Annotated in this window: 17 protein-coding genes; 9 read left to right on the top strand and 8 right to left on the bottom strand. The window is 71.4% G+C overall.

Annotated elements, in window-relative coordinates; translation table 11 throughout:
• The first annotated feature begins 74 nt into the window (after positions 1–74).
• The 3 genes from C8K30_RS13955 to C8K30_RS13945 all read left to right on the top strand — a co-directional run bounded on the left by C8K30_RS13955 (position 75) and on the right by C8K30_RS13945 (position 2,107).
• On the top strand, positions 75–1,088 hold the full coding sequence (locus C8K30_RS13955; RefSeq protein ID WP_108493488.1) for a DnaJ C-terminal domain-containing protein: 1,014 nt from the start codon (positions 75–77) through the stop codon (positions 1,086–1,088).
• A gap of 90 nt (positions 1,089–1,178) precedes the next feature.
• Positions 1,179–1,631 carry a heat shock protein transcriptional repressor HspR gene (locus tag C8K30_RS13950; protein ID WP_108493487.1) on the top strand — a complete coding sequence of 151 codons (453 nt, stop codon included), beginning with the start codon at positions 1,179–1,181 and terminating at the stop codon, positions 1,629–1,631.
• Between the two features lie 167 nt (positions 1,632–1,798).
• On the top strand, positions 1,799–2,107 hold the full coding sequence (locus tag C8K30_RS13945; protein ID WP_108493486.1) for a DUF1540 domain-containing protein: 309 nt from the start codon (positions 1,799–1,801) through the stop codon (positions 2,105–2,107).
• 81 nt (positions 2,108–2,188) lie between these two features.
• Here C8K30_RS13945 and C8K30_RS13940 read toward each other — a convergent pair whose 3' ends face one another.
• The gene (locus tag C8K30_RS13940; RefSeq protein ID WP_108493485.1) at positions 2,189–2,956 is read right to left on the bottom strand and encodes a hypothetical protein; all 768 of its coding nucleotides are present in this window, start codon (positions 2,954–2,956) and stop codon (positions 2,189–2,191) included.
• Positions 2,957–3,138: 182 nt separating this feature from the next.
• On the opposite strand from C8K30_RS13940, the gene C8K30_RS13935 reads away from it, so the two are divergent.
• Positions 3,139–6,684 (top strand): sigma-70 family RNA polymerase sigma factor, encoded by a 3,546-nt coding sequence (locus tag C8K30_RS13935; RefSeq protein WP_146197470.1) that lies wholly within the window; start codon positions 3,139–3,141, stop codon positions 6,682–6,684.
• A 20-nt stretch (positions 6,685–6,704) separates the two neighbouring features.
• Here C8K30_RS13935 and upp read toward each other — a convergent pair whose 3' ends face one another.
• Positions 6,705–7,340 (bottom strand): uracil phosphoribosyltransferase, encoded by a 636-nt coding sequence (gene upp, locus C8K30_RS13930; RefSeq protein WP_108493483.1) that lies wholly within the window; start codon positions 7,338–7,340, stop codon positions 6,705–6,707.
• A 123-nt stretch (positions 7,341–7,463) separates the two neighbouring features.
• On the opposite strand from upp, the gene tadA reads away from it, so the two are divergent.
• Positions 7,464–7,955, top strand: coding sequence for a tRNA adenosine(34) deaminase TadA (tadA, locus tag C8K30_RS13925; protein ID WP_255415719.1), 492 nt, complete (start codon positions 7,464–7,466; stop codon positions 7,953–7,955).
• 50 nt (positions 7,956–8,005) lie between these two features.
• Here the strand turns inward: tadA and C8K30_RS13920 are convergent, their stop codons facing one another.
• Both C8K30_RS13920 and C8K30_RS13915 read right to left on the bottom strand, forming a co-directional pair.
• A complete protein-coding gene (locus C8K30_RS13920) occupies positions 8,006–8,650 on the bottom strand; it encodes a hypothetical protein (protein ID WP_108493481.1) in 645 nt (214 codons plus the stop codon).
• The gene (locus C8K30_RS13915) at positions 8,641–9,777 is read right to left on the bottom strand and encodes an L-histidine N(alpha)-methyltransferase (RefSeq protein WP_108493480.1); all 1,137 of its coding nucleotides are present in this window, start codon (positions 9,775–9,777) and stop codon (positions 8,641–8,643) included. The genes C8K30_RS13920 and C8K30_RS13915 overlap by 10 nt, the downstream gene beginning before the upstream one ends.
• A gap of 175 nt (positions 9,778–9,952) precedes the next feature.
• Here C8K30_RS13915 and C8K30_RS13910 point away from each other — a divergent pair, with 175 nt between their 5' ends.
• Positions 9,953–10,762, top strand: a complete 810-nt coding sequence (locus tag C8K30_RS13910) for a Sir2 family NAD-dependent protein deacetylase (protein ID WP_108493568.1) — start codon at positions 9,953–9,955, stop codon at positions 10,760–10,762.
• Here C8K30_RS13910 and C8K30_RS13905 read toward each other — a convergent pair.
• A complete protein-coding gene (locus C8K30_RS13905) occupies positions 10,759–11,727 on the bottom strand; it encodes a transglutaminase-like domain-containing protein (protein ID WP_108493479.1) in 969 nt (322 codons plus the stop codon). The genes C8K30_RS13910 and C8K30_RS13905 overlap by 4 nt on opposite strands.
• Positions 11,728–11,982: 255 nt before the next feature.
• Here C8K30_RS13905 and C8K30_RS13900 point away from each other — a divergent pair, with 255 nt between their 5' ends.
• Complete coding sequence (locus C8K30_RS13900; protein WP_108493567.1) at positions 11,983–13,038, top strand: arabinan endo-1,5-alpha-L-arabinosidase; 1,056 nt, start codon at positions 11,983–11,985, stop codon at positions 13,036–13,038.
• An 82-nt stretch (positions 13,039–13,120) separates the two neighbouring features.
• Here C8K30_RS13900 and C8K30_RS13895 read toward each other — a convergent pair whose 3' ends face one another.
• Genes C8K30_RS13895 through C8K30_RS13885 form a run of 3 tightly spaced genes read right to left on the bottom strand, consistent with a single transcriptional unit; the run spans position 13,121 to position 16,307 of the window.
• Entirely contained in the window at positions 13,121–14,857 is a 1,737-nt protein-coding gene (locus C8K30_RS13895) for a carbohydrate-binding domain-containing protein (RefSeq protein ID WP_108493478.1), read from the bottom strand.
• Positions 14,854–15,669, bottom strand: a complete 816-nt coding sequence (locus C8K30_RS13890; protein ID WP_108493477.1) for a polyphosphate polymerase domain-containing protein — start codon at positions 15,667–15,669, stop codon at positions 14,854–14,856. The genes C8K30_RS13895 and C8K30_RS13890 overlap by 4 nt, the downstream gene beginning before the upstream one ends.
• Entirely contained in the window at positions 15,666–16,307 is a 642-nt protein-coding gene (locus C8K30_RS13885; protein WP_108493476.1) for a DUF4956 domain-containing protein, read from the bottom strand. The genes C8K30_RS13890 and C8K30_RS13885 overlap by 4 nt, the downstream gene beginning before the upstream one ends.
• Positions 16,308–16,548: 241 nt before the next feature.
• Between C8K30_RS13885 and C8K30_RS13880 the strand changes: the two genes are divergently transcribed.
• Both C8K30_RS13880 and C8K30_RS13875 read left to right on the top strand, forming a co-directional pair.
• On the top strand, positions 16,549–16,860 hold the full coding sequence (locus C8K30_RS13880; RefSeq protein WP_108493475.1) for a hypothetical protein: 312 nt from the start codon (positions 16,549–16,551) through the stop codon (positions 16,858–16,860).
• Complete coding sequence (locus C8K30_RS13875; RefSeq protein ID WP_108493474.1) at positions 16,857–17,465, top strand: hypothetical protein; 609 nt, start codon at positions 16,857–16,859, stop codon at positions 17,463–17,465. The genes C8K30_RS13880 and C8K30_RS13875 overlap by 4 nt, the downstream gene beginning before the upstream one ends.
• Positions 17,466–17,544 lie beyond the last annotated feature (79 nt).

Below are 17,544 nucleotides of genomic sequence, written 5' to 3'. Positions count from 1 at the left end.
TCCCGTCCTCGATGGCCGGGCCCGCCCAGACCGGGCGGGCCCGGCCACGAGAGCACAGTGCGGAAGGAGGTGCCATGACCGGTCAGGACTGGATGGAGAAGGACTTCTACGCCGTGCTGGGCGTGTCCAAGGACGCCGACGACGCGGCCGTCAAGAAGGCCTACCGCAAGCTCGCGCGCCAGTACCACCCCGACCAGAACCAGGGGAACGCGGCCGCCGAGAACAAGTTCAAGGAGATCGGCGAGGCCTACGCGGTGCTGTCCGACGCGGAGCAGCGCAGGCAGTACGACGCCGTGCGCGCGATGGCGGGGGGCGCTCGCTTCTCCGCGGGTGCCAGCGGCGCCGGGGCAGGCGGGTTCGAGGACATCATGGGCGCCATGTTCGGCGGCGCCCAGGGCACTGCCGGCCGGGGCGGACCGCGCGTCCGTTACACGCAGGGCGGCAGCAGTGGCGCGGGCTTCGAGGACATCCTCGGCTCGATGTTCGGTGGGGGCAGGTCCCCCTATGGCTCGGCCGGCCCGACCGGGTTCACCGCGCCGACCGCCGGCGCCGACATTGTCGCCCAGGTCACGCTGCCGTTCCGCGCGGCCGTCGAGGGCACGACGGCGGACCTCGAGGTCAACGGCCGCACCATCACGGCCCGGATCCCGGCGGGGATCAACGACGGCAAGAAGATCCGCCTGCGCGGCAAGGGCAGGCCGAGTGCCAGCGGCGGCCCGGCGGGCGACCTGGTCGTCACGGTGCACGTCACGCCCCACCCGGTGTGGACGCTGGACGGCGTCGACCTGCGGATGAGCGTGCCAGTCACGTTCTCGGAGGCGGCCCTCGGGACCACGCTGGAGGTGCCGACCCTGGACGGTTCGACCGTGCGGCTGAAGGTGCCGGCGGGGACGCCGTCGGGCCGGGTGCTGCGTGTCAAGGGACGCGGCGTGCGGACGGCGAAGGCGACCGGCGACCTGCTCGTCACCGTGCAGGTGGTCGTGCCGCAGAAGCTCAGCAGGAAGGCCAAGCAGGCGCTCGAGGAGTTCGCCGCCGAGAACGACGGCGAGGACGTGCGCGCCGGGCTGGCCGAGCGGGCGGCGGAATGACGGTCGGTGCGGTGGGGCGTCCGCCCCGCCGCACCAGCTTCGGCTAACCTGCCCGCACGCAAGGAGAGCGAAAGAGACAGGGAGGGGCACATGGTCGACGACGACGCACCCGTGCTCACCGTGTCCAAGGCCGCCGAGCTCGCGGGAATGCACCCGCAGACGCTCCGGCAGTACGACCGACTCGGTCTGGTGGTGCCCAGGCGAACGCGTGGCCGCGGCCGCCGCTACTCGCGCCGGGACGTGGCGCGCTTGCTGCAGGTGCAGCAGCTCGCGCAGGGCGAGGGCATCAACCTCGCCGGGATCAAGCGCATCCTCGACCTGGAGGCGCACGTCTCGGTGCTGGAGGAACGCCTCGGTGACCTGCTCATGCGGGTCCAGGAGGAGGGGCGCGTGTTCGCCGCCGGCCCGGCCGCGGGCGACGTGGTGGTGGTCCAGCGCGGTCAGCGGGTCCGGAGTACGGCGATGCGGGTCGACCTCGAGCACCGCACCGTCGGCGGGGGCGCAGTGGTGCTCTGGCGTCCGGCGCCGCGCCGCGAGGGCTGAACACTTCTCCGCCGTCAGCCGGCCGATTTCGGCAATGCAATTCTTTCGTTAATCGAGAAATGCACGCGACAATGTAGGTAAGGCATTCCTTGGTCTACGCGTCTTGCAATTCAGGAATAGGATCGAGCTATTCCGGAGGAGCAGCGCACCGAGCGAGGAGCAAAACCATGAGCACGCTGATGGAGATGCCCGAGGTCGTCGAGTGTTCGATCGACGGCTGCGGCTACAACCACGACCACGGCTGCCACGCCGGCGCCGTTACCATCGCGGGACACGCGGGTGACGCCTCCTGTGCCACGTTCATCCCGTTGACCGCCAAGGGCGGCCTCGACAAGGTCATCGCTCACGTCGGCGCCTGCCAGCGCGGCGAGTGCACCCACAACGACCACCTGGAGTGCAACGCCCCGTCGATCCGCGTGGGCCCCGGCCCCGGGGACCCGGCGCACGCCGACTGCCTCACCTTCCAGGAGCGCTGACCGAACGTTGCGAGAGCGCCTGCTCGTTCACCGAGCGGGCGCTCTTCGCGTGGTTCGAAGGTCCGGTGCGGACGGCGGCGTTCAGCGAGCCAGGTGCTCCAGCAGCAGCAGCGCGTCGGCGTGCGTCCCGGGGAGGCGTTCCACCCAGACCCGAGTCGGCCGGCGCACCTCCGTCGTGAGGCCGAGCACCTCGGCGTTGCGCTCCACGACGCGGCGGAGCGACTGACCGAGCTCGGCCGTCGAGGGGCCGCGCTCGCACAGCACAACGAAGGTGCCGTCGCCGACCGCGGCCATGGGGTGGCCCTCGCCGAACACCTGGTGCAGGGTGCGTCCGATCGCGGCGGAGCGCGCCAGCCGCTGCCACGTGTCAAGGCTGTCGAGTCCGACGTCGAGCACCAGCAGGCAGTGGGAGGCGCCGGCGGTGGTGCCGGAGCGCTGCGCCGTGCCGTACGTCTCGCGCAGGCGCTCGCCCAGGTACTCGCCGGTGGGAAGGCCTGTCGACGGGTCGTGCGTGGCCACCTGGTACGGGACGCGTTCACGCTCGCCGACCCAGCCGATCGCTGCGGCCCGCAGCGCACCGACATCCGTTGGACGGCCGAACGCGGCGTAGAGACACGCGACGTCGTCGAGTGCCTCGGTGATCCCGGCGCCAACGCTGGCGCGTGCTGCTCCTAGGCGCTCGGCGGGCGCGATCACTCCGCGGCCCTCGGCCAGCGCCTCGGCCAGGGCCTCCGCAGCGGGGTGCTCCCAGTCGTTCGGCCGGATCCACACCGACGCCAGACTGGTAGCGCGCCACCGCTCGCGCAGGTCGTGCACGCGCACCTGCACCTCCTGCTGTGACTCGCTCATGATGATTGGACCTTCACGGGCACTCATCATGACGCACCTTCGATGGTGATGTTGCGGACTTCACCCGGCTGTCACCCCGGAATATTGCTTTCCACCCCCTAAACCGTCGACGTGGCTCTATAGTCTTGCGAGGGCGGACGACAGTCTTGGGCAGCGCGACGACCGCGAGAGTCTGGGTAGACGTGAAGCAAGTCGAGAGCAGTACCGGGGGAACCACCCCTAGCGACGCGGAACTGATCCTGCAGGTCAGGTCGGGTGACCGCGACGCTTTTGGTGTGCTCTACGAGCGCCACGCCGGAGCCGCGCGTGCACTCGCTCGCCAGTACGTCTCCCACGCGGACGCGGACGACGTCGTCGCGGACGCCTTCAGCAAGCTGTTCGAGATGCTCCACCGCGGGGCCGGCCCCGATGCCGGGTTCCGCACCTACCTGTACACCGTGGTGCGCCACCGGTCGTTCGACGTGTCCCGCGGTGCCGCGCGTACCCGCCCTACCACGGACGACGAGATCGAGTCGGTGCTCGGCCGGGTGGCCTCGGAGGAGGACCCCGCGCTCGCCGGCTTCGAGCGCAGCGTGGTCTCCAAGGCGTACTTCGACCTGCCGGGGCGCTGGCGCGAGGTGCTCTGGTACGTGCTGGTCGACGACCTGAAACCTGCCCAGGTCGCGCCCGTGCTCGGCCTCAGCCCCAACGGCGTCTCCGCCCTGCTCTACCGCGCCAAGGAAGCGCTGCGTGCGGGGTACCTGCAGCAGCACCTCACGCATGCGCCGTCGGACACGTGCCGTAGCGTCAACCCGCTCCTCGGCGGGTACGTCCGCGAGAGCCTGTCCAAGCGCGAGACCGCGAAGATCGACGAACACCTCTCCACCTGCGGCACCTGCAGCGCCCTGGTGCTCGAGCTCCACGACGTCGCGCACGGCATGAAGACCGTCATCGCCCCGCTGGTCCTCGGTGCGGGTGGCCTCGCCCTGGTCGGTGCAGGCGCGCCGATCGGTGGTCTGGTCGTCGCCGCCAAGGCCGGCGCCGGTGCGGCCGTCAGCAGTGCGCCGACCGCCACGGTGACGGCGGGCGCGGCTTCGACCACCACGTTCTCCGGCGCGATGTCGTCCGCCGTCTCCGCCACCGCCGGCGCCTTTGCCTCCGCGGCTGCCGCCGCGACAGGCGGCAGCATGGCCGCGGGGGCGCTCGCCGTCGCCGCCGTCGGCATGGTCGCCGCGTTGCAGATCGCCGCACCGGCCGACGCCGACCCCGTGGTCGACACGGTGATCGCCACCAACGAGGGCCGCGAGCTGCCGGGCAGCGAGGAGATCAAGGACGGCGAGCCCGTCCTGCCGACCGACGTCGAGCCGGGCGAGAACACGACGTACCTCGTCGTCGACTACGCCGACGCCGCGAAGCCGCTGGCCGCCCGCGAGGCCCAGGACCTGTCGTTCACCGTCGAGAACAAGGGCAACACCGCGGCCACGGGTACCCAGCTGGAGATCACGCTCCCGACCGGGCTCACCGTCGCGAAGCCGGAAGGTCCGTTCGGGACCGGCGTCGGCGGACGCCTGGTGTCGAGCTCCAAGGGCTCGGACGACGACGGCACGACGGACACACCGGCGTCGAACCCCGAGGCCACGCCGACGTCGCCCAGCTCCGCTTCCGACGCGAGCGGCGACGCCGCATCCGGCACCGAGACCGGGAGCGGCTCGTCCGACGGCGAGACGCAGGCCCTGCCGACGTCGGCGCCCAGCGCGCCCCCCTCGGCGGACCCGATGCCGGCCGATGGCCCCGCCGCCTGTATGCCCACCGAGCAGGAAAACGTCCTGGTCTGCTCGCTCGGTGAGCTCGCGCCGGGTGCAAAGCACGACGTCGCGGTGCAGGTGGAGGCCAACTCCGGTGGCGACTACCCCGTCGGCGCCAAGGTCTGGGCCGACGGCGTCGAGCCCGTCAGCGTGGACCTCCAGGACCGCACGGTGGCGCCGTTCGGCCCCGAGCTGTCCGCGCAGACCGAGGACGTCTCGCTTGCGAGCCCCGGCGTCGCGTCGCTGCCGGTCCGCGTCGTCAGCACTGGTGACCGTGCGGTCGTCCCGGGCGGGTGGTCGGTCGAGGTGACCCTGCCCGACGGCGTGACGCCCACCTCGACGCAGCCCGCATTGTCCTGCGCGCCGGCCGAGCTGCCGAACACCTGGCTCTGTGCGCCGCGCGCCGGGACGGATGCGGCCGCGATGCAGCTGGACCTGGGCGGGACCGTCGACGTGCCGCTGAACATCACCACCGCTTCGTCCCCGTCGTCGTCGGGGGAGCCCACCGTGCTCGGCGCGGCGAGCATCAGCCCGGTCCTCACGGGGAACGCGCACTCGGCCTCGGCCACGCTGGTCGTGACGTCCGCCTGGGCCAACGCCGAGGCCGGCGTCGGCGGCGTCGTCGCGGAGTGCCTCGCCAAGGGCGGCGTCGACACGGCCGAAGTCGCGGTGATCGGTACCTATACCAACACGACCCAGCGCACCCTGCGGGTCGCCCTCGAGGCGGCCGGAGGCAGCGCGTCGTCCGGCAAGGATCTTGCACCCGGCGAGAGCACCCGGATCACGGTGCCCGACGGCCTGCGGGTTCCGGCTGGCCAGGGGGTCTTCGTCCTGGCCACGGACGTGGACGGCCGCACCTACGAGACCCGTATCGACGCGGGTGAGCACGGCCGGATGGGCTGCTACTCCCCGTCGTGGGGTACCGATACGAGCGTGCAGACCGTCAATGCCGGCGGCACCGTCGGCATCGAGGGCACGCTGACCAACACGTCGGACGAGTCGCTGACCGCCGTCATGTCCGTGCCGCTGGGTGACGGGACCATCGAGTCCGTCAGCCGCGTCGTGGCGCCGGGCGGCCCGGTGACCTTCTCGGTGAACACGGGCCGCACGCACCTGGCGGAGGGCGAAGTCACCTTCCACCTCTCGCGAGAGGTGGCGGACGCCGACGGCGACCCGGCCGACCGCTCGTTCGTGCCGGACGTCAATCCCACTGAGCGCTTCGACGCCGCGGTGATTCAGCCCGCGAGGGGCCCTTCGACCATGTCGGCGGAGTGCGTCTTCGACGTCGAGCAGGACCGCTCGGTGCAGACCTTCGGCCTCATGGCGGACAACAGGGACTCGACCCTGCCGGTCAAGTTCCACATCGCGGGCCTGACGAAGACCGTTCCCGCCGGGTCGTCCGAGAAGTTCGAGTTCCCGGTCACCTGGGGTACCAACACCTTGACCCTGGAGGCGGCCGGCCAGGTGCTGGACGAGATCGACGTGCGGTTCAACTCGTGCGCCGAGATCACCTGGCCCACCGAACAGGTGTCGGTGGCGGCGGCAGCCGCGTGCGTCGAGAACACCGTGCAGCTGACGGCCGCGGTCGACAACCGGACCGGCCGCGACTGGACGGGCGTGCTGATCCACGACGGCACCGGCGAGGAGGGCCCGGCGCAGGCGGTCGGCGCGGGAACGACCACGCTCGAGCTCACGCGCCAGACCCCGTTCAGCTTCAAGGGCAACGTCACCGTGCGGCTGACCCGTGAGCTGGAGGGTGCGTCGCACACCGTGGAGCGCTCGTTCGCGGTCGACAGCGAGGCGTGCTGGGTCGAGGAGTGCGAACCGACGTCGACCCCGTCCCCGGAGCCGTCGGCCAGCATCGCGACCACGGGCCTCGGGCGGTGGCCGTGGATGGGGACGGAGCTCCAGGTCTGCCGCGAGCCGGAGCCTGACCAGGCCTGACGTCCTAGGTCAGGCGCCGGTCAGACGATGCCGTACAGGCGGTCGCCGGCGTCGCCCAGGCCGGGCACGATGTACGCCTTCTCGTTGAGGCGCTCGTCCACGGCCGCGACCACGACGGTCAGGTTCGCGCGGTCGCCCACGTGCTCCTCGAGGGCCTGGATGCCTTCGGGGGCGGCCAGGAGGCAGACCGCCGTCACCTCGCGGGCGCCCCGCTCCAGCACGTAGTCGATCGCGGCGACCAGCGTGCCGCCGGTGGCCAGCATCGGGTCGATCAGGAACACGTGCCGGCCTGTGAGGTCGTCGGGCAGACGGTTGGCGTAGGTGACGGCCTTGAACGTCTCCTCGTCGCGCACGAGGCCCAGGAAGCCGACCTCGGCGGTCGGGAGCAGGCGGCTCATGCCGTCCAGCATGCCCAGGCCGGCGCGCAGGATCGGCACCACGAGCGGCGGCGGGGATGCGAGGCGGGTGCCCGTCATCGTGGTGATCGGCGTCGTCACCTCGTGCGGCTCGGTGGCGATCTCGCGCGTGGCTTCGTATGCCAGGAGCGTCACCAGCTCATCGACGAGCAGCCGGAAGGTGGGGGAGGCCGTGGTCTCGTCCCGCAGGACGGTCAGCTTGTGGGCGACCAGGGGGTGATCGACGACGTGAAGGCGCATGGTGCCAACGCTACCGGCCAGTCGTGCGCCGCGACCGCGCAAAGGCCCGGAACGTTGCCAGGCCCACACCGCGCGGCAGCCCCCACCAGGTTGTCGGACCCGCGGGTCACTATGGTGACGTGTGTGTCTGACACAGGAAGGCTGAGCGTCGCCGAGCGCCGCGCGCACTGGGAGCGTTGGATGGGGGCCGCGCTCGACGAGGCCCGCCGTGCCCTCGACACCGGCGACGTGCCGGTCGGAGCGTTGGTGCTCGACGAGGCGGGGCAGGTGATCGGCGTCGGGCACAACGAGCGGGAGGCGACCGGTGACCCGACCGCCCACGCCGAGGTGCTCGCGATGCGGGCCGCGGCCGCCGCGCGCGGCGAGTGGCGGCTGTCCGGCTGCACGCTCGTGGTGACCCTGGAACCGTGCCCGATGTGTGCGGGCGCGCTCGTACAGGCACGGGTGCAACGCCTGGTGCTCGGGGCGTGGGACCCGAAGGCCGGGGCCACCGGGTCCGTGTGGGACCTGGTGCGCGACCAGCGCGCGCTGCACGAGGTCGAGGTGCTCGGCGGCGTCCGCGAGGACGAGTGCGGGGCCCTGCTCCGGGAGTTCTTCGAGGCCCGGCGGGGCTGAGTACGTGCGGCCGGCTCGCGGGCCGAACCGCACGGCCCAGGCGGGCCCGGTCAGACCTGGGGCAGCGCGGAGTGCAGCTGGTCGAGCAGCGTGCGCAGGCGCAGCAGGTACAGCCGCTCGTTGGCCAGGCTGGACATGTTCGACCCCGTGCCCGCGGCGGACTGGTACTTGACGAGCATGAGCTCGAACTCCGTGAGGTCCCGGCGCCAGTTGTAGCCCTGGACCCGCTCCCGCCAGCGGTGCAGCTTCTCGACCAGGGCGCTGTCGGGCGCCCGGCTGAGGACGCCCGACGCGAGCGCGGCGTCGACCGCCGACAACGCGAGCCGGGGGCTGACCGAGAGGGCACGCTCGCCGCCGGTCCGGAGCCCGGCGAGGCGGCGCTCGACGATCGCACGGTTCTGCTGGAGTTCGAAGACCACCGAGGCGACCAGCTCCGAGCGGCGCTCCGTCTCGGCGTTCTGGCGCTCCACGATGAGCCCGGTCACGCCCGCGAGCAGCGTCAGGGAGTTCACCCAGGGCTCCCACTCGGGACCGATGCCGAGGATCCACAGGATGCCGAGCACGAACGCGATGGCCAGCAGGGCGTAGGTGACGACGGCGACGGTGACGCGCCGCCGTCGGGCCCAGCGGCGGTTCGACCACGCCGCGGTGACCCGTTGCCGCAGGAGCCGCAGACGCGCTCGTTTCACTTCCATACGTCGAACGTCGGCAGCTCGGTGGGCGCGTTCTCGTCGCGCGCCATGAGGCGCAGCTCGAGGCCGAACGGGTTCTGCCGCTGGGTGTGCCGGAAGCGTTCCCGCTGCATATGGGCGGTGCGCAGGCCCGCGCCGTCGACCAGCTGGTCGATTCGTTCGGTCGTGTACTTGCGGGTCGTGTACAGCCGGATGGTGTCCAGCGGCTTGAGATGGACCGGGCGGCTGCCTGGGATGAGCATCCGGATGTCCTCGCCGCCGACGTTCTGCCAGAACACCTTCAGCAGGATGCTCTCGTCCTCGACCGATCCGGCGAACCTGACCTGGTCGAGGTCGATCTTGAGGTCGGTGTTGTAGCGGACGGCGCTCGCGACGAACTCCACGAACCCACGGGTCTGGCGGTACTCGGCCTCGGCGGCGCGCACGGCGTCCTGGGTCAGGTTCTCCGTGGTGGCGAACTCGACGAGTATCCGGTCCTGAGGGCGGAGCACCCGCGCGATGCCGCCCAGGAACTCCGCGTCGTCGTCGAAGTTGGCGACGGTGTTGCCGACGAGCGAGTAGAGGATCGACTCGTCGCCGACCAGGCGGTCGAGGAACTGCTTCAGCTCCTCGAGGTTGCCGTCCAGGGAGAGGTCGATCTGCAGGCCCAGCACGCGGTCCAGGGGAAAGTGCGCCTCCCGGACCGCGGTGCGGGAACCGGTCCGGAGCATCTCGGCACTCATGTCGATGGGGACGTAGAGCATCGACGGGTTGGCCTGGTGCATCGTCTCCAGGAACATCCCGTCCTTGGCGCCGGTCCCGACGCCGAGGCTGACCAGGTGCACGGCCTCGTCCGTGACGAGCGGGGAGATGCTGCGCCACTGCCTGCGGAACATCTCGGTGCCGACCTTGATCACCATGTAGGTCGGGTCGTTCGAGGCGTTGAACCAGGCGATGGTGGGACCGATACCCCAATAGGCGTACCCCGAGGGGACGCGCTTGCCGTCCCCGGAGGTCGAGTGGCCGTCGTCGAGGTACTGGGCCAGGGTGGCGAGCTTGTCGGACTGATCCTCACCGACCAGCGTCACGGACCACGCGAACTCGTCGCCGGCCAGGGTGTTGTCGATCCTGGATATCGCTGAGTCGCCCACGCGGTCCCCTCGTGCTCCGATGCAAAGAAATCCCAGGTTAGCGGGATGCGACGTGGTGCGAAATGGAACACACGACGGGGACGGCGGGCCGCTCTCGGCATACCCTCGTAGGGTGTTTCCTGAAGCCCGCCCGACCACCTGGCAGCCCGAGCCCGTCGAGGTAGACCGCACCACCGTGGACGACGCCGTCGCCGTGCTCACCGGCCTGCGGATCACCGCACTCACGGGCGCCGGGATCTCGACCGACTCCGGCATTCCCGACTACCGCGGCCCCGACTCCCCGCCGCGCAGCCCGATGACGTACCAGCAGTTCGTGGGCGACGAGGAGTTCCGCCGGCACTACTGGGCACGCAACCACGTGGGCTGGCAGCACGTGGACCGCACCGCGCCGAACGCCGGGCACCGGGCGCTCGTCCGGCTCGAGGAGCGCGACATCCTCGCCGGGATCATCACCCAGAACGTGGACCTGCTGCACGAGGACGCGGGCTCCCGCAACGTCATCGACCTGCACGGACGCTACGACCGCGTGATCTGCCTGTCCTGCGGCCGGGTCATCTCCCGAGCGCACCTCGCCGAGCGGCTCACCGCCCTCAACCCGGGTTTCCTGGAGTCCGTCGGCGACGTCGCGGACATCGAGATCGCGCCCGACGCCGACGCCGTCATCGAGTCCACCGCGCACTTCCGGCCGGCGCCCTGCGAGTTCTGCGGGGGCGTGCTCAAGCCGGAGATCGTCTACTTCGGCGAGAACGTGCCCCGCGAGCGGGTGCAGCGGGCGTTCGCGCTGGTGGACTCGGCCGACGCGCTGCTCGTCGCCGGCTCGTCGCTGACGGTGATGAGCGGGCTGCGGTTCGTGCGGCACGCGGCGGAGGAGGGCAAGCCCGTCGTCATCGTGAACCGCGGCATCACCCGCGGCGACAAGTACGCGACGGTAAAGATCGACTCGGGCACGAGCGACGTCCTGCAAGCCCTGTCCAACCGCCTCTAACGCCCTTTGTTGTGGGCCGTCAGGTCCGTGATGGCGCCGTGGCCCGTGGGGGAGAGCGTCAGCACGCGTTCGCCCGGGTGCAGCCGCACGTCCCCGCGGTAGAGCTCGGCGAGCTGGTCGGCCGCCTCGTGGTCCCCGGCGTCGGCGGCGACGAGCAGGTAGGCGAGCTCGTCGGCGACGGCGTCGAACTCGGCGTCGGACATGTCGGCGCCCGGCAGCCCCGCCTCCTGGACCCAGGTCGCCGCCACCCCGCCGCCGGCCTCGCGGACGTACCGCGTGCCCAGCTCCGGCCCCCACAGGTCCCAGAGCAGCAGCTCGTCGCGATGCCGGTGCGCCACCTCGTACAGCACGTAGTAGCGGACGAAGTCCTTGCCGCTCAGGTCCGGGAGGTCCGGCCCCACGCCGAACGTCGCCGGGTCGGCCGTCCCGGTGCGGATCGCGAGCCACGCCTCGGCCGCCGTACGGAACGGCGACTCGGGCCCGGTCGGCATGTCGTGCACGTCGAAGTCGAAGTCCTGTCCGTCCAGCTCCGGGTCGAACCGCACCCAGCGGCTGCCGTCCCAGCGCTCGCCCACCACGTGGTCGCCGTGCCAGCCCGGCGTGAAGTACGTGGCGAACCCGATCCTGGAGCGCGCGGGGATGCCGTGCGTGCGCAGCACGCCGAGCGCCAGGAGGGTGTGGTCGCGGCAGCAGCCGGCCACCTGTTGCGCGCGCGTGCGCGGCCCGTCGAGCGGCGCACGCATCTCGGCGGCGTCCAGGATCGAGGTCAGCCATCGCCGGTCCGGGTCGGCCTTCTGCGCTTCGGTCGGCTGCGGGCCGTCGGCCCGGTAGTGCACGACGGCGGAGCAGACGAACCGGTGCAGGTCCTCCGGGTCGGTGCTCAGCTCGGTGAAGAATCCTGCGTGGGTTCCGGGGTTCGAGTACGGACTGTGGTCCGAGTAGTCGAAGAGTGTGGGCGCGGGCATCGATGTCCTCCCTCAGCGGTGTCCGGAACACTACCTCGCATCTGGCGCCGTCGAACAGCCCGGGTTCGAGCCGCGGTCCGAGGCCGGTCGCGGGCCGCAGCGACACCCGATCCAGCTTGCCCCTTGACGTGCCAATTCACCCACCTCACACTGTTCTACAACCTTGTAGAAGCCGGAGCGACGATGGTCCGGCCCGGAATGTGAGCGCTCACATTGGGCCTGTTCGCTGCCGGCGCGTACCGGACGGAGGCAACGATGCACGAGTTCCGAGCACGATCCACCCGCAGCAACCGACGCCGACAGGCGGCCGTCGCGCTGCTCGTCGCCGCAGGGCTCGCGGTCACCCCGGCGGCCTCGGGCCGCCCCGCAGCGGCAGACGGTTCAGCGGGCGTCACGGCCGGCACGACGGCGGCGCCCGCCGCCGTCGCGGCCTACCCCAACCCGGGCGTCGTCACCGGCAGCGTCGGCGTGCACGACCCGGAGGTCGCCAAGTCGCCCAGCGGCACCTACCTGCTCGCACACACCGGCGACGGGATCACCCTGAAGACGTCGTCGGACCGGACCCGGTGGAACGACGCCGGAGCCGCGTTCCCGAACGGCGCCTCGTGGACGCACGCCTACACGAACGGCAGCAACCACCTCTGGGCGCCGGACATCACCTACGTCAACGGCCGCTACTACATGTACTACTCGGCCTCGACGTTCGGCTCGAACCACTCGGGCATCTTCCTCGCCACGAGCACCACGGGCGCTCAGGGGTCGTGGACCAACCAGGGCCTCGTCATCGCGTCGAACACGTCGGACAACTGGAACGCCATCGACCCGAACCTCGTCATCGACCAGTCCGGCCGCTGGCGACTGAGCTTCGGCTCGTTCTGGTCGGGCATCAAGATGATCGATCTCGACTCCTCGACGGGCAAGCGGTCCGGGTCCGCGTTCGCCAGCATCGCCGGCCGGGGCGGCGGCGCCATCGAGGCGCCGACCATCCACTACCGCAACGGCTACTACTACCTGTTCGTCTCGTTCGACAACTGCTGCCAGGGCGCGAGCAGCACGTACCGCGTGATGGTGGGCCGGTCGACGTCGGTCACCGGTCCCTACGTCGACCGTGCCGGGACGGCTCTGACGTCGGGCGGCGGCACCGAGATCCTGGCCGGCCACGGGAGCATCCACGGCCCGGGCCATCAGGCGGTGTTCGCCGACAGCGACGCCGACGCGCTCTTCTATCACTACTACACCGACAGCGGTGCGTCGCGGCTGGGCATCAACCTGCTCGGCTACGACTCCGCGGGCTGGCCGTACGTCTACTGACCCGACCCTGGTCGTTGAGTGCTGGGTACTTGTTGCGTCGTAACCATCCGACCCGACAAGTACCCAGCACTCAACCGGCAGGTCACCGCTGGCCCATACCCGTGCTTTCCGGGGCCTCGCCCGCGGTCACCGTGGCGACCTCCGAGCCGTCCGCCTGCACCGTGTACTCCTCGCCGCTGGTCACGTCCGACGAGGCCAGGACCACCGACTGCGTGTCCTTCGACAGCGTCACCTCGGCTACAACGGTGCCGGACGCGTCGACCACGGTCAGCTCAGTGCCCGCGCTCAGCGTGTCGAAGGTCGCCGCGACCCAGCCCTCCGACCCGTCGGCGGGCGTCTGCAGCATGCCCGAGGTCCCGACGGCGAGCAGCGTGCCGCCGTCCACCGTGAACGTGCCGGCGCTGTCGAGGGTGCCGTTGCCCGCGTTCGTCGGGCCGAACACCGTCACGTTGCCGCCCGAGACGGTCAGCGTCCCGTTCGAGTCCAGGCCGTCGCCTCCGGCGTCGACCGTGACGTCGCCGCCTGTCACGACGAGCGAGTAGTCGCCAGCGGCCTCGCCGGGCATACCGCCCCCGCCGCCCCCGCCGCCCTGCGGCGCCCCACCCTCCGGCATCGTGCCCGACGCCGGCGGCTCGCCGCCCGCGGGCATCTCGCCATCGGCAGGGGCTCCGGCGGGAGCCTCGCCGGTCGTGCCCGACTCCGACGTCGTGCCGGCGTCCGTCGTCGTGTCGTCCGCGGCCGTGTCGTCCGTCGTGGTGTCGTCCGCGGCCGTGTCGTCCGCAGCGGCGGTGTCGTCGGTCGTCGTGCTCGTGGCGCCCGCGGCGTTGAAGCCGTCGTCGGACGAGGTGACGTCGACCGTGCCGCCCGCGACGAGGATGTGCGCGGCCTCCAGGCCCTCGACGGACTCGGAGACGGTGACCGTTGCCTCGTCGATCACGAGGTCGCTCTCGGCGTGCACGCCGTCGTCGCCCGAGGTCACGGTGACCGTGCCGCCGAGGAGCGCCGCGTAGCCGACCGTCTCGCCGTCCTCGTTGGTGCCGTCCTCGTTGTCCGCCTTCAGGGCGTCGCCTTCTGCGTCGACGTCGACGGTGCCACCCGTCACGACCAGGAAGTCCTTGCCGCGCACGCCGTCGTCCACGGCCGTGACCGTGATGTTGCCGCTCGCGATCACGAGGCCGTCCTTGGAGGCGATGCCGTCGTTGGAGCGGCCGGTGACGTTCAGCGAGCCCGTGCCGGAGATCACCATGGCGTCGGACGAGAACAGCGCGGCGTTCGGGGCGTCCTCGCTGGTGTCCTCGTACGTCGAGGCGTCGGTCAGGCTGTTGGACGAGCCGTCCGCGAGCACCACCGACACGTCGTCGGCCTGGGTGACGGCGATCGCGGAGCCGGTCGAGCTGGTGATGTCGGCGTCGTCGAGCACGAGCCGCACGACGCCGTCGGCCTCGGAGCTCACCACTACCTGGCCGTCGTCCAGGGTGCCGCTGATCCGGTACGTACCGGGGGCCGTGATGGTGACGGTGGATCCGTCGGCGGTGGCGCCGTCCCCCGAGACGGTCGCGCTGTCGCCGTCGAGCGAGACGGTGGTCTCGCTCGAGGTGTCCCAGGTCTCGTCGGCCAGTGCGGCGAGGTCGGTGTAGTCCTCGTTGTCGGCCAGGGCGTCGTCGACGGTGGTCGCGACGTCGGAGATGGTCGTCGTGGTGGTCGTGTCCGTGCCGCTCGTGGACTCCGCGGCGGCAGTGCTGCACCCGGCGAGGGCGCCGAGCACGAGAGCGCCGGAGATCGTGGCGGTCAGGAAGGGGCGGGGTCGGCGAATCTTCATGAGGGGGTCCTCTCGCTGGTCAGATCAGTGGTCGTGGGGTTGGGCAGGCTCATTGCGAGCCGGCGTCGGACGAGGCGCCGCCAGGGCGCGTCCGGCAGGCCGGGCAGCAGCACGGCCAGCCCGGTGGCGTACTTGGAGATGCGGTCGGGCCGATGCCCGGCCCGCCAGAGCAGGCGGTCGACCGACGAGGGCCCGGAGCCGGCCGCGGTCTTGGTCTCGACGACCACGCGGTCGCCGATCGTGGCGCTGCGGCGCACGGTCGGCCCGGCCTCCGGGTCGGCGCCGTCCGGCGTGAGCAGGTCCCAGACGAGGCCGGTGTCGAGGGTGACGCGGGCGTCGTCGAGCAGCAGGGTCGTGCGGTGGTACCGCGACCGCAGGGTCGGGGTGAGCACGGGCACGGGCGGCGCCCCGGCGTCGGCCAGGCGGGCCGAGACGAAGGTGCGCGAGACGCCGAGGTGGTCGGCGTCGTCGTGCGGCTGCCGCTCCTTGACCGTGGTGCCGCGCCCCGCGCGGGTCTTCACCTCTACGAAGCAGGACCCGGAGTCGACGTAGGTCCGCGTGCGGACCTTGAACCGGCGGCGCCGACGCGTCGCGGAGAGGCGATAGGCGTGGAGGTCAGGGGTGTCGAAATAGGTGGAGTCGTAGGCGAACGAGCGGGACCCGTCGATCTCCAGCACGCGGGCCGGCGGGAGCGCGGCGAGCAGGTCGTCGAGCTCGTCCGGGGTCAGCACGTACTTGCGGTCGCGGCGCGTCTGCAGCGCGGCGGTGTCGTTCAGCTCGTCGAGGGTGACGGGGGCGAGGGTGTCGATCATCGGGCCGCCGCCAGCTCCGGCCGCGCGCTGCCCGTGGTCCCCTGGTGCAGGGTCGTCGGGGCGCCGGTGCCGTCGTCGGTGACGATGGGCAGACGGCGCGCCTCCGAGTAGCGGACGTCCACCCAGGTGGCGTCGTTCACGAGGTCCAGGCGCTGCACGGAGAGGGTGTGGACGCGCGCCCCCAGCAGCTGCTCCAGGTGCACCACCAGCTCCTGCTGGTCGGCGATCGCGCGGTCCAGGACAACCAGCTGGCTGTGATGCCGGGAGAAGAGGCGCGGGTGGTCGGCGAGTGCCATGACCAGCAGGATCAGGCCGCTGCCCGCGAGCCCGAGCCAGCCGGCGCTCGTCCCGAGCCCGCCCAGCAGGCCGAGCGCGAGCGACGCGAAGTAGTAGGCGACCTCGTGCTGCGACAGCTCCGAGGAACGCAGCCGGATGATCGACAGCACGCCGAACAGCCCGAGCCCCAGGCCGGCGGCGACGGCGCTCGCGGAGAGCGTCGCGGACACCGCGAGCACCCCCACGTTGACGCCGAGGTACGCGACCACGAGGTCGCGCCGGCGGTGCCGCGGGAAGTACAGGGCGAAGGTCAGGATGGTGACGGCGACGAGGTCGACCGCGTAGAGCATGAGCTGGTTCATCGGTTCTCCGAGGTTTGCTTGGTGATGAACACGAGGTAAACGCATGGACCCGGTGATGCCCTGTGGTGCGGCTGGGCTGAGCCTGGAACCTGCTGGGAGAGCCCTGGACGCGCCTGGCCGCGGCTGTTGCGTGGGTGCTGCGCCCCGGACAAATTGTTGAACAACCTAGATACTTATGTCGGACACCGCTAGCCTGGTTGTGCAGCGAGATCTGCCCGCCCGCGCCGGAGGATGAACCGACATGGCCGAACCGACAGTGCAGCAGCAGCCCGTGGGACATCGGCTCGGCGTGCTGGTCCGAGCGGTACCCCTGCTCCTGCGGAAGGCGCGGTCCGGCGTCGGCCCGCAAGGGCCTGACCAGGCGCGAGAGCCCGTTCAGCCCGGGGTTCTCTCCGTGCACCTGGACCTCGCGATCACGGATCCCGACGACACCGCGGCCGCCCTCGACCGCATCGCTGGTGTCCTCGGGCCGGGCGATCGGGTCTACCTCGTGGTGCAGCCGCCGGGCGCCGAGCCCCGGGTGGACGACCGGCCGTTCACGATCTGGGCGTGAGCGTGGCCGGGCTGTGGTGGCTGGTGGAGCGCCACGTGACTGTCGCGCGCACCACTGTGGCCACTGTCACCTACTTGCTGCTGGCCACCGCATTCGTCCTGGGCGTCCTGTGGTTCGCGCTCCCCGGGGAGCCGCGCTGGGAGCCGGCGGTCAACTCGCTGACGCTGGTGGCCGGGATGACCGGGCTGATCGTCGAGCGGCTCAGCGCCGAGGCGGAACGGCGGGCCCAGGTGCTGACCGTGATCCGGCGGGAGCTGGAGCGGAACCAGGCGATCCTCGCGGACAACGGGTTCGCGCGGGCGGCGGACGACCGTCCGCGGGCCGTCTTCGCGCGGCTCGCGGTCTCCGCGGTCGACGCGGCGCTCGTCTCGGGTGCGCTCGACCGACGTCGGGACGCCGTTCTCGTCTCCGGCCTGCACCGGTGGCGCGACACCGTCCAGGGATTCAATCGGCGCCTCGACCTCACGGAGAACATGAGCGTGCTGGAGCGGCAGACGTCGGAGGAGCGCGAGGTCTGGGATGCGGCGATGCGGCTGCGGGGCGGGTACGTGGCTACTACGCGAGAGCAGCTCGAGGAGCTGCTGGCGGTGCTGCCGCCGCGGTGAGGACTGTGCGTGTGTGGTGCCGCAATGCGGCGGTGTGCGGGGATCGCTCCGGCCCTCGGGGAAACAGGTACTCCTGGGG

The organism is Promicromonospora sp. AC04 (assembly GCF_003058225.1).
Classification (GTDB): domain Bacteria; phylum Actinomycetota; class Actinomycetes; order Actinomycetales; family Cellulomonadaceae; genus Promicromonospora.
Note: the sequence above shows the minus strand (reverse complement) of the source record. Positions and strands in the feature narration are given on the sequence as shown.

Coding starts and splice junctions, on each gene's coding strand:
- C8K30_RS13900 (WP_108493567.1), top strand. CDS start 11,983: ATGCACGAGTTCCGAGCACGATCCACCCGCAGCAACCGACGCCGACAG.
- C8K30_RS13890 (WP_108493477.1), bottom strand. CDS start 15,669: ATGATCGACACCCTCGCCCCCGTCACCCTCGACGAGCTGAACGACACC.
- C8K30_RS13945 (WP_108493486.1), top strand. CDS start 1,799: ATGAGCACGCTGATGGAGATGCCCGAGGTCGTCGAGTGTTCGATCGAC.
- C8K30_RS13955 (WP_108493488.1), top strand. CDS start 75: ATGACCGGTCAGGACTGGATGGAGAAGGACTTCTACGCCGTGCTGGGC.
- C8K30_RS13895 (WP_108493478.1), bottom strand. CDS start 14,857: ATGAAGATTCGCCGACCCCGCCCCTTCCTGACCGCCACGATCTCCGGC.
- C8K30_RS13880 (WP_108493475.1), top strand. CDS start 16,549: ATGGCCGAACCGACAGTGCAGCAGCAGCCCGTGGGACATCGGCTCGGC.
- C8K30_RS13940 (WP_108493485.1), bottom strand. CDS start 2,956: ATGAGCGAGTCACAGCAGGAGGTGCAGGTGCGCGTGCACGACCTGCGC.
- upp (WP_108493483.1), bottom strand. CDS start 7,340: ATGCGCCTTCACGTCGTCGATCACCCCCTGGTCGCCCACAAGCTGACC.
- C8K30_RS13950 (WP_108493487.1), top strand. CDS start 1,179: ATGGTCGACGACGACGCACCCGTGCTCACCGTGTCCAAGGCCGCCGAG.
- C8K30_RS13905 (WP_108493479.1), bottom strand. CDS start 11,727: ATGCCCGCGCCCACACTCTTCGACTACTCGGACCACAGTCCGTACTCG.
- C8K30_RS13885 (WP_108493476.1), bottom strand. CDS start 16,307: ATGAACCAGCTCATGCTCTACGCGGTCGACCTCGTCGCCGTCACCATC.
- C8K30_RS13920 (WP_108493481.1), bottom strand. CDS start 8,650: ATGGAAGTGAAACGAGCGCGTCTGCGGCTCCTGCGGCAACGGGTCACC.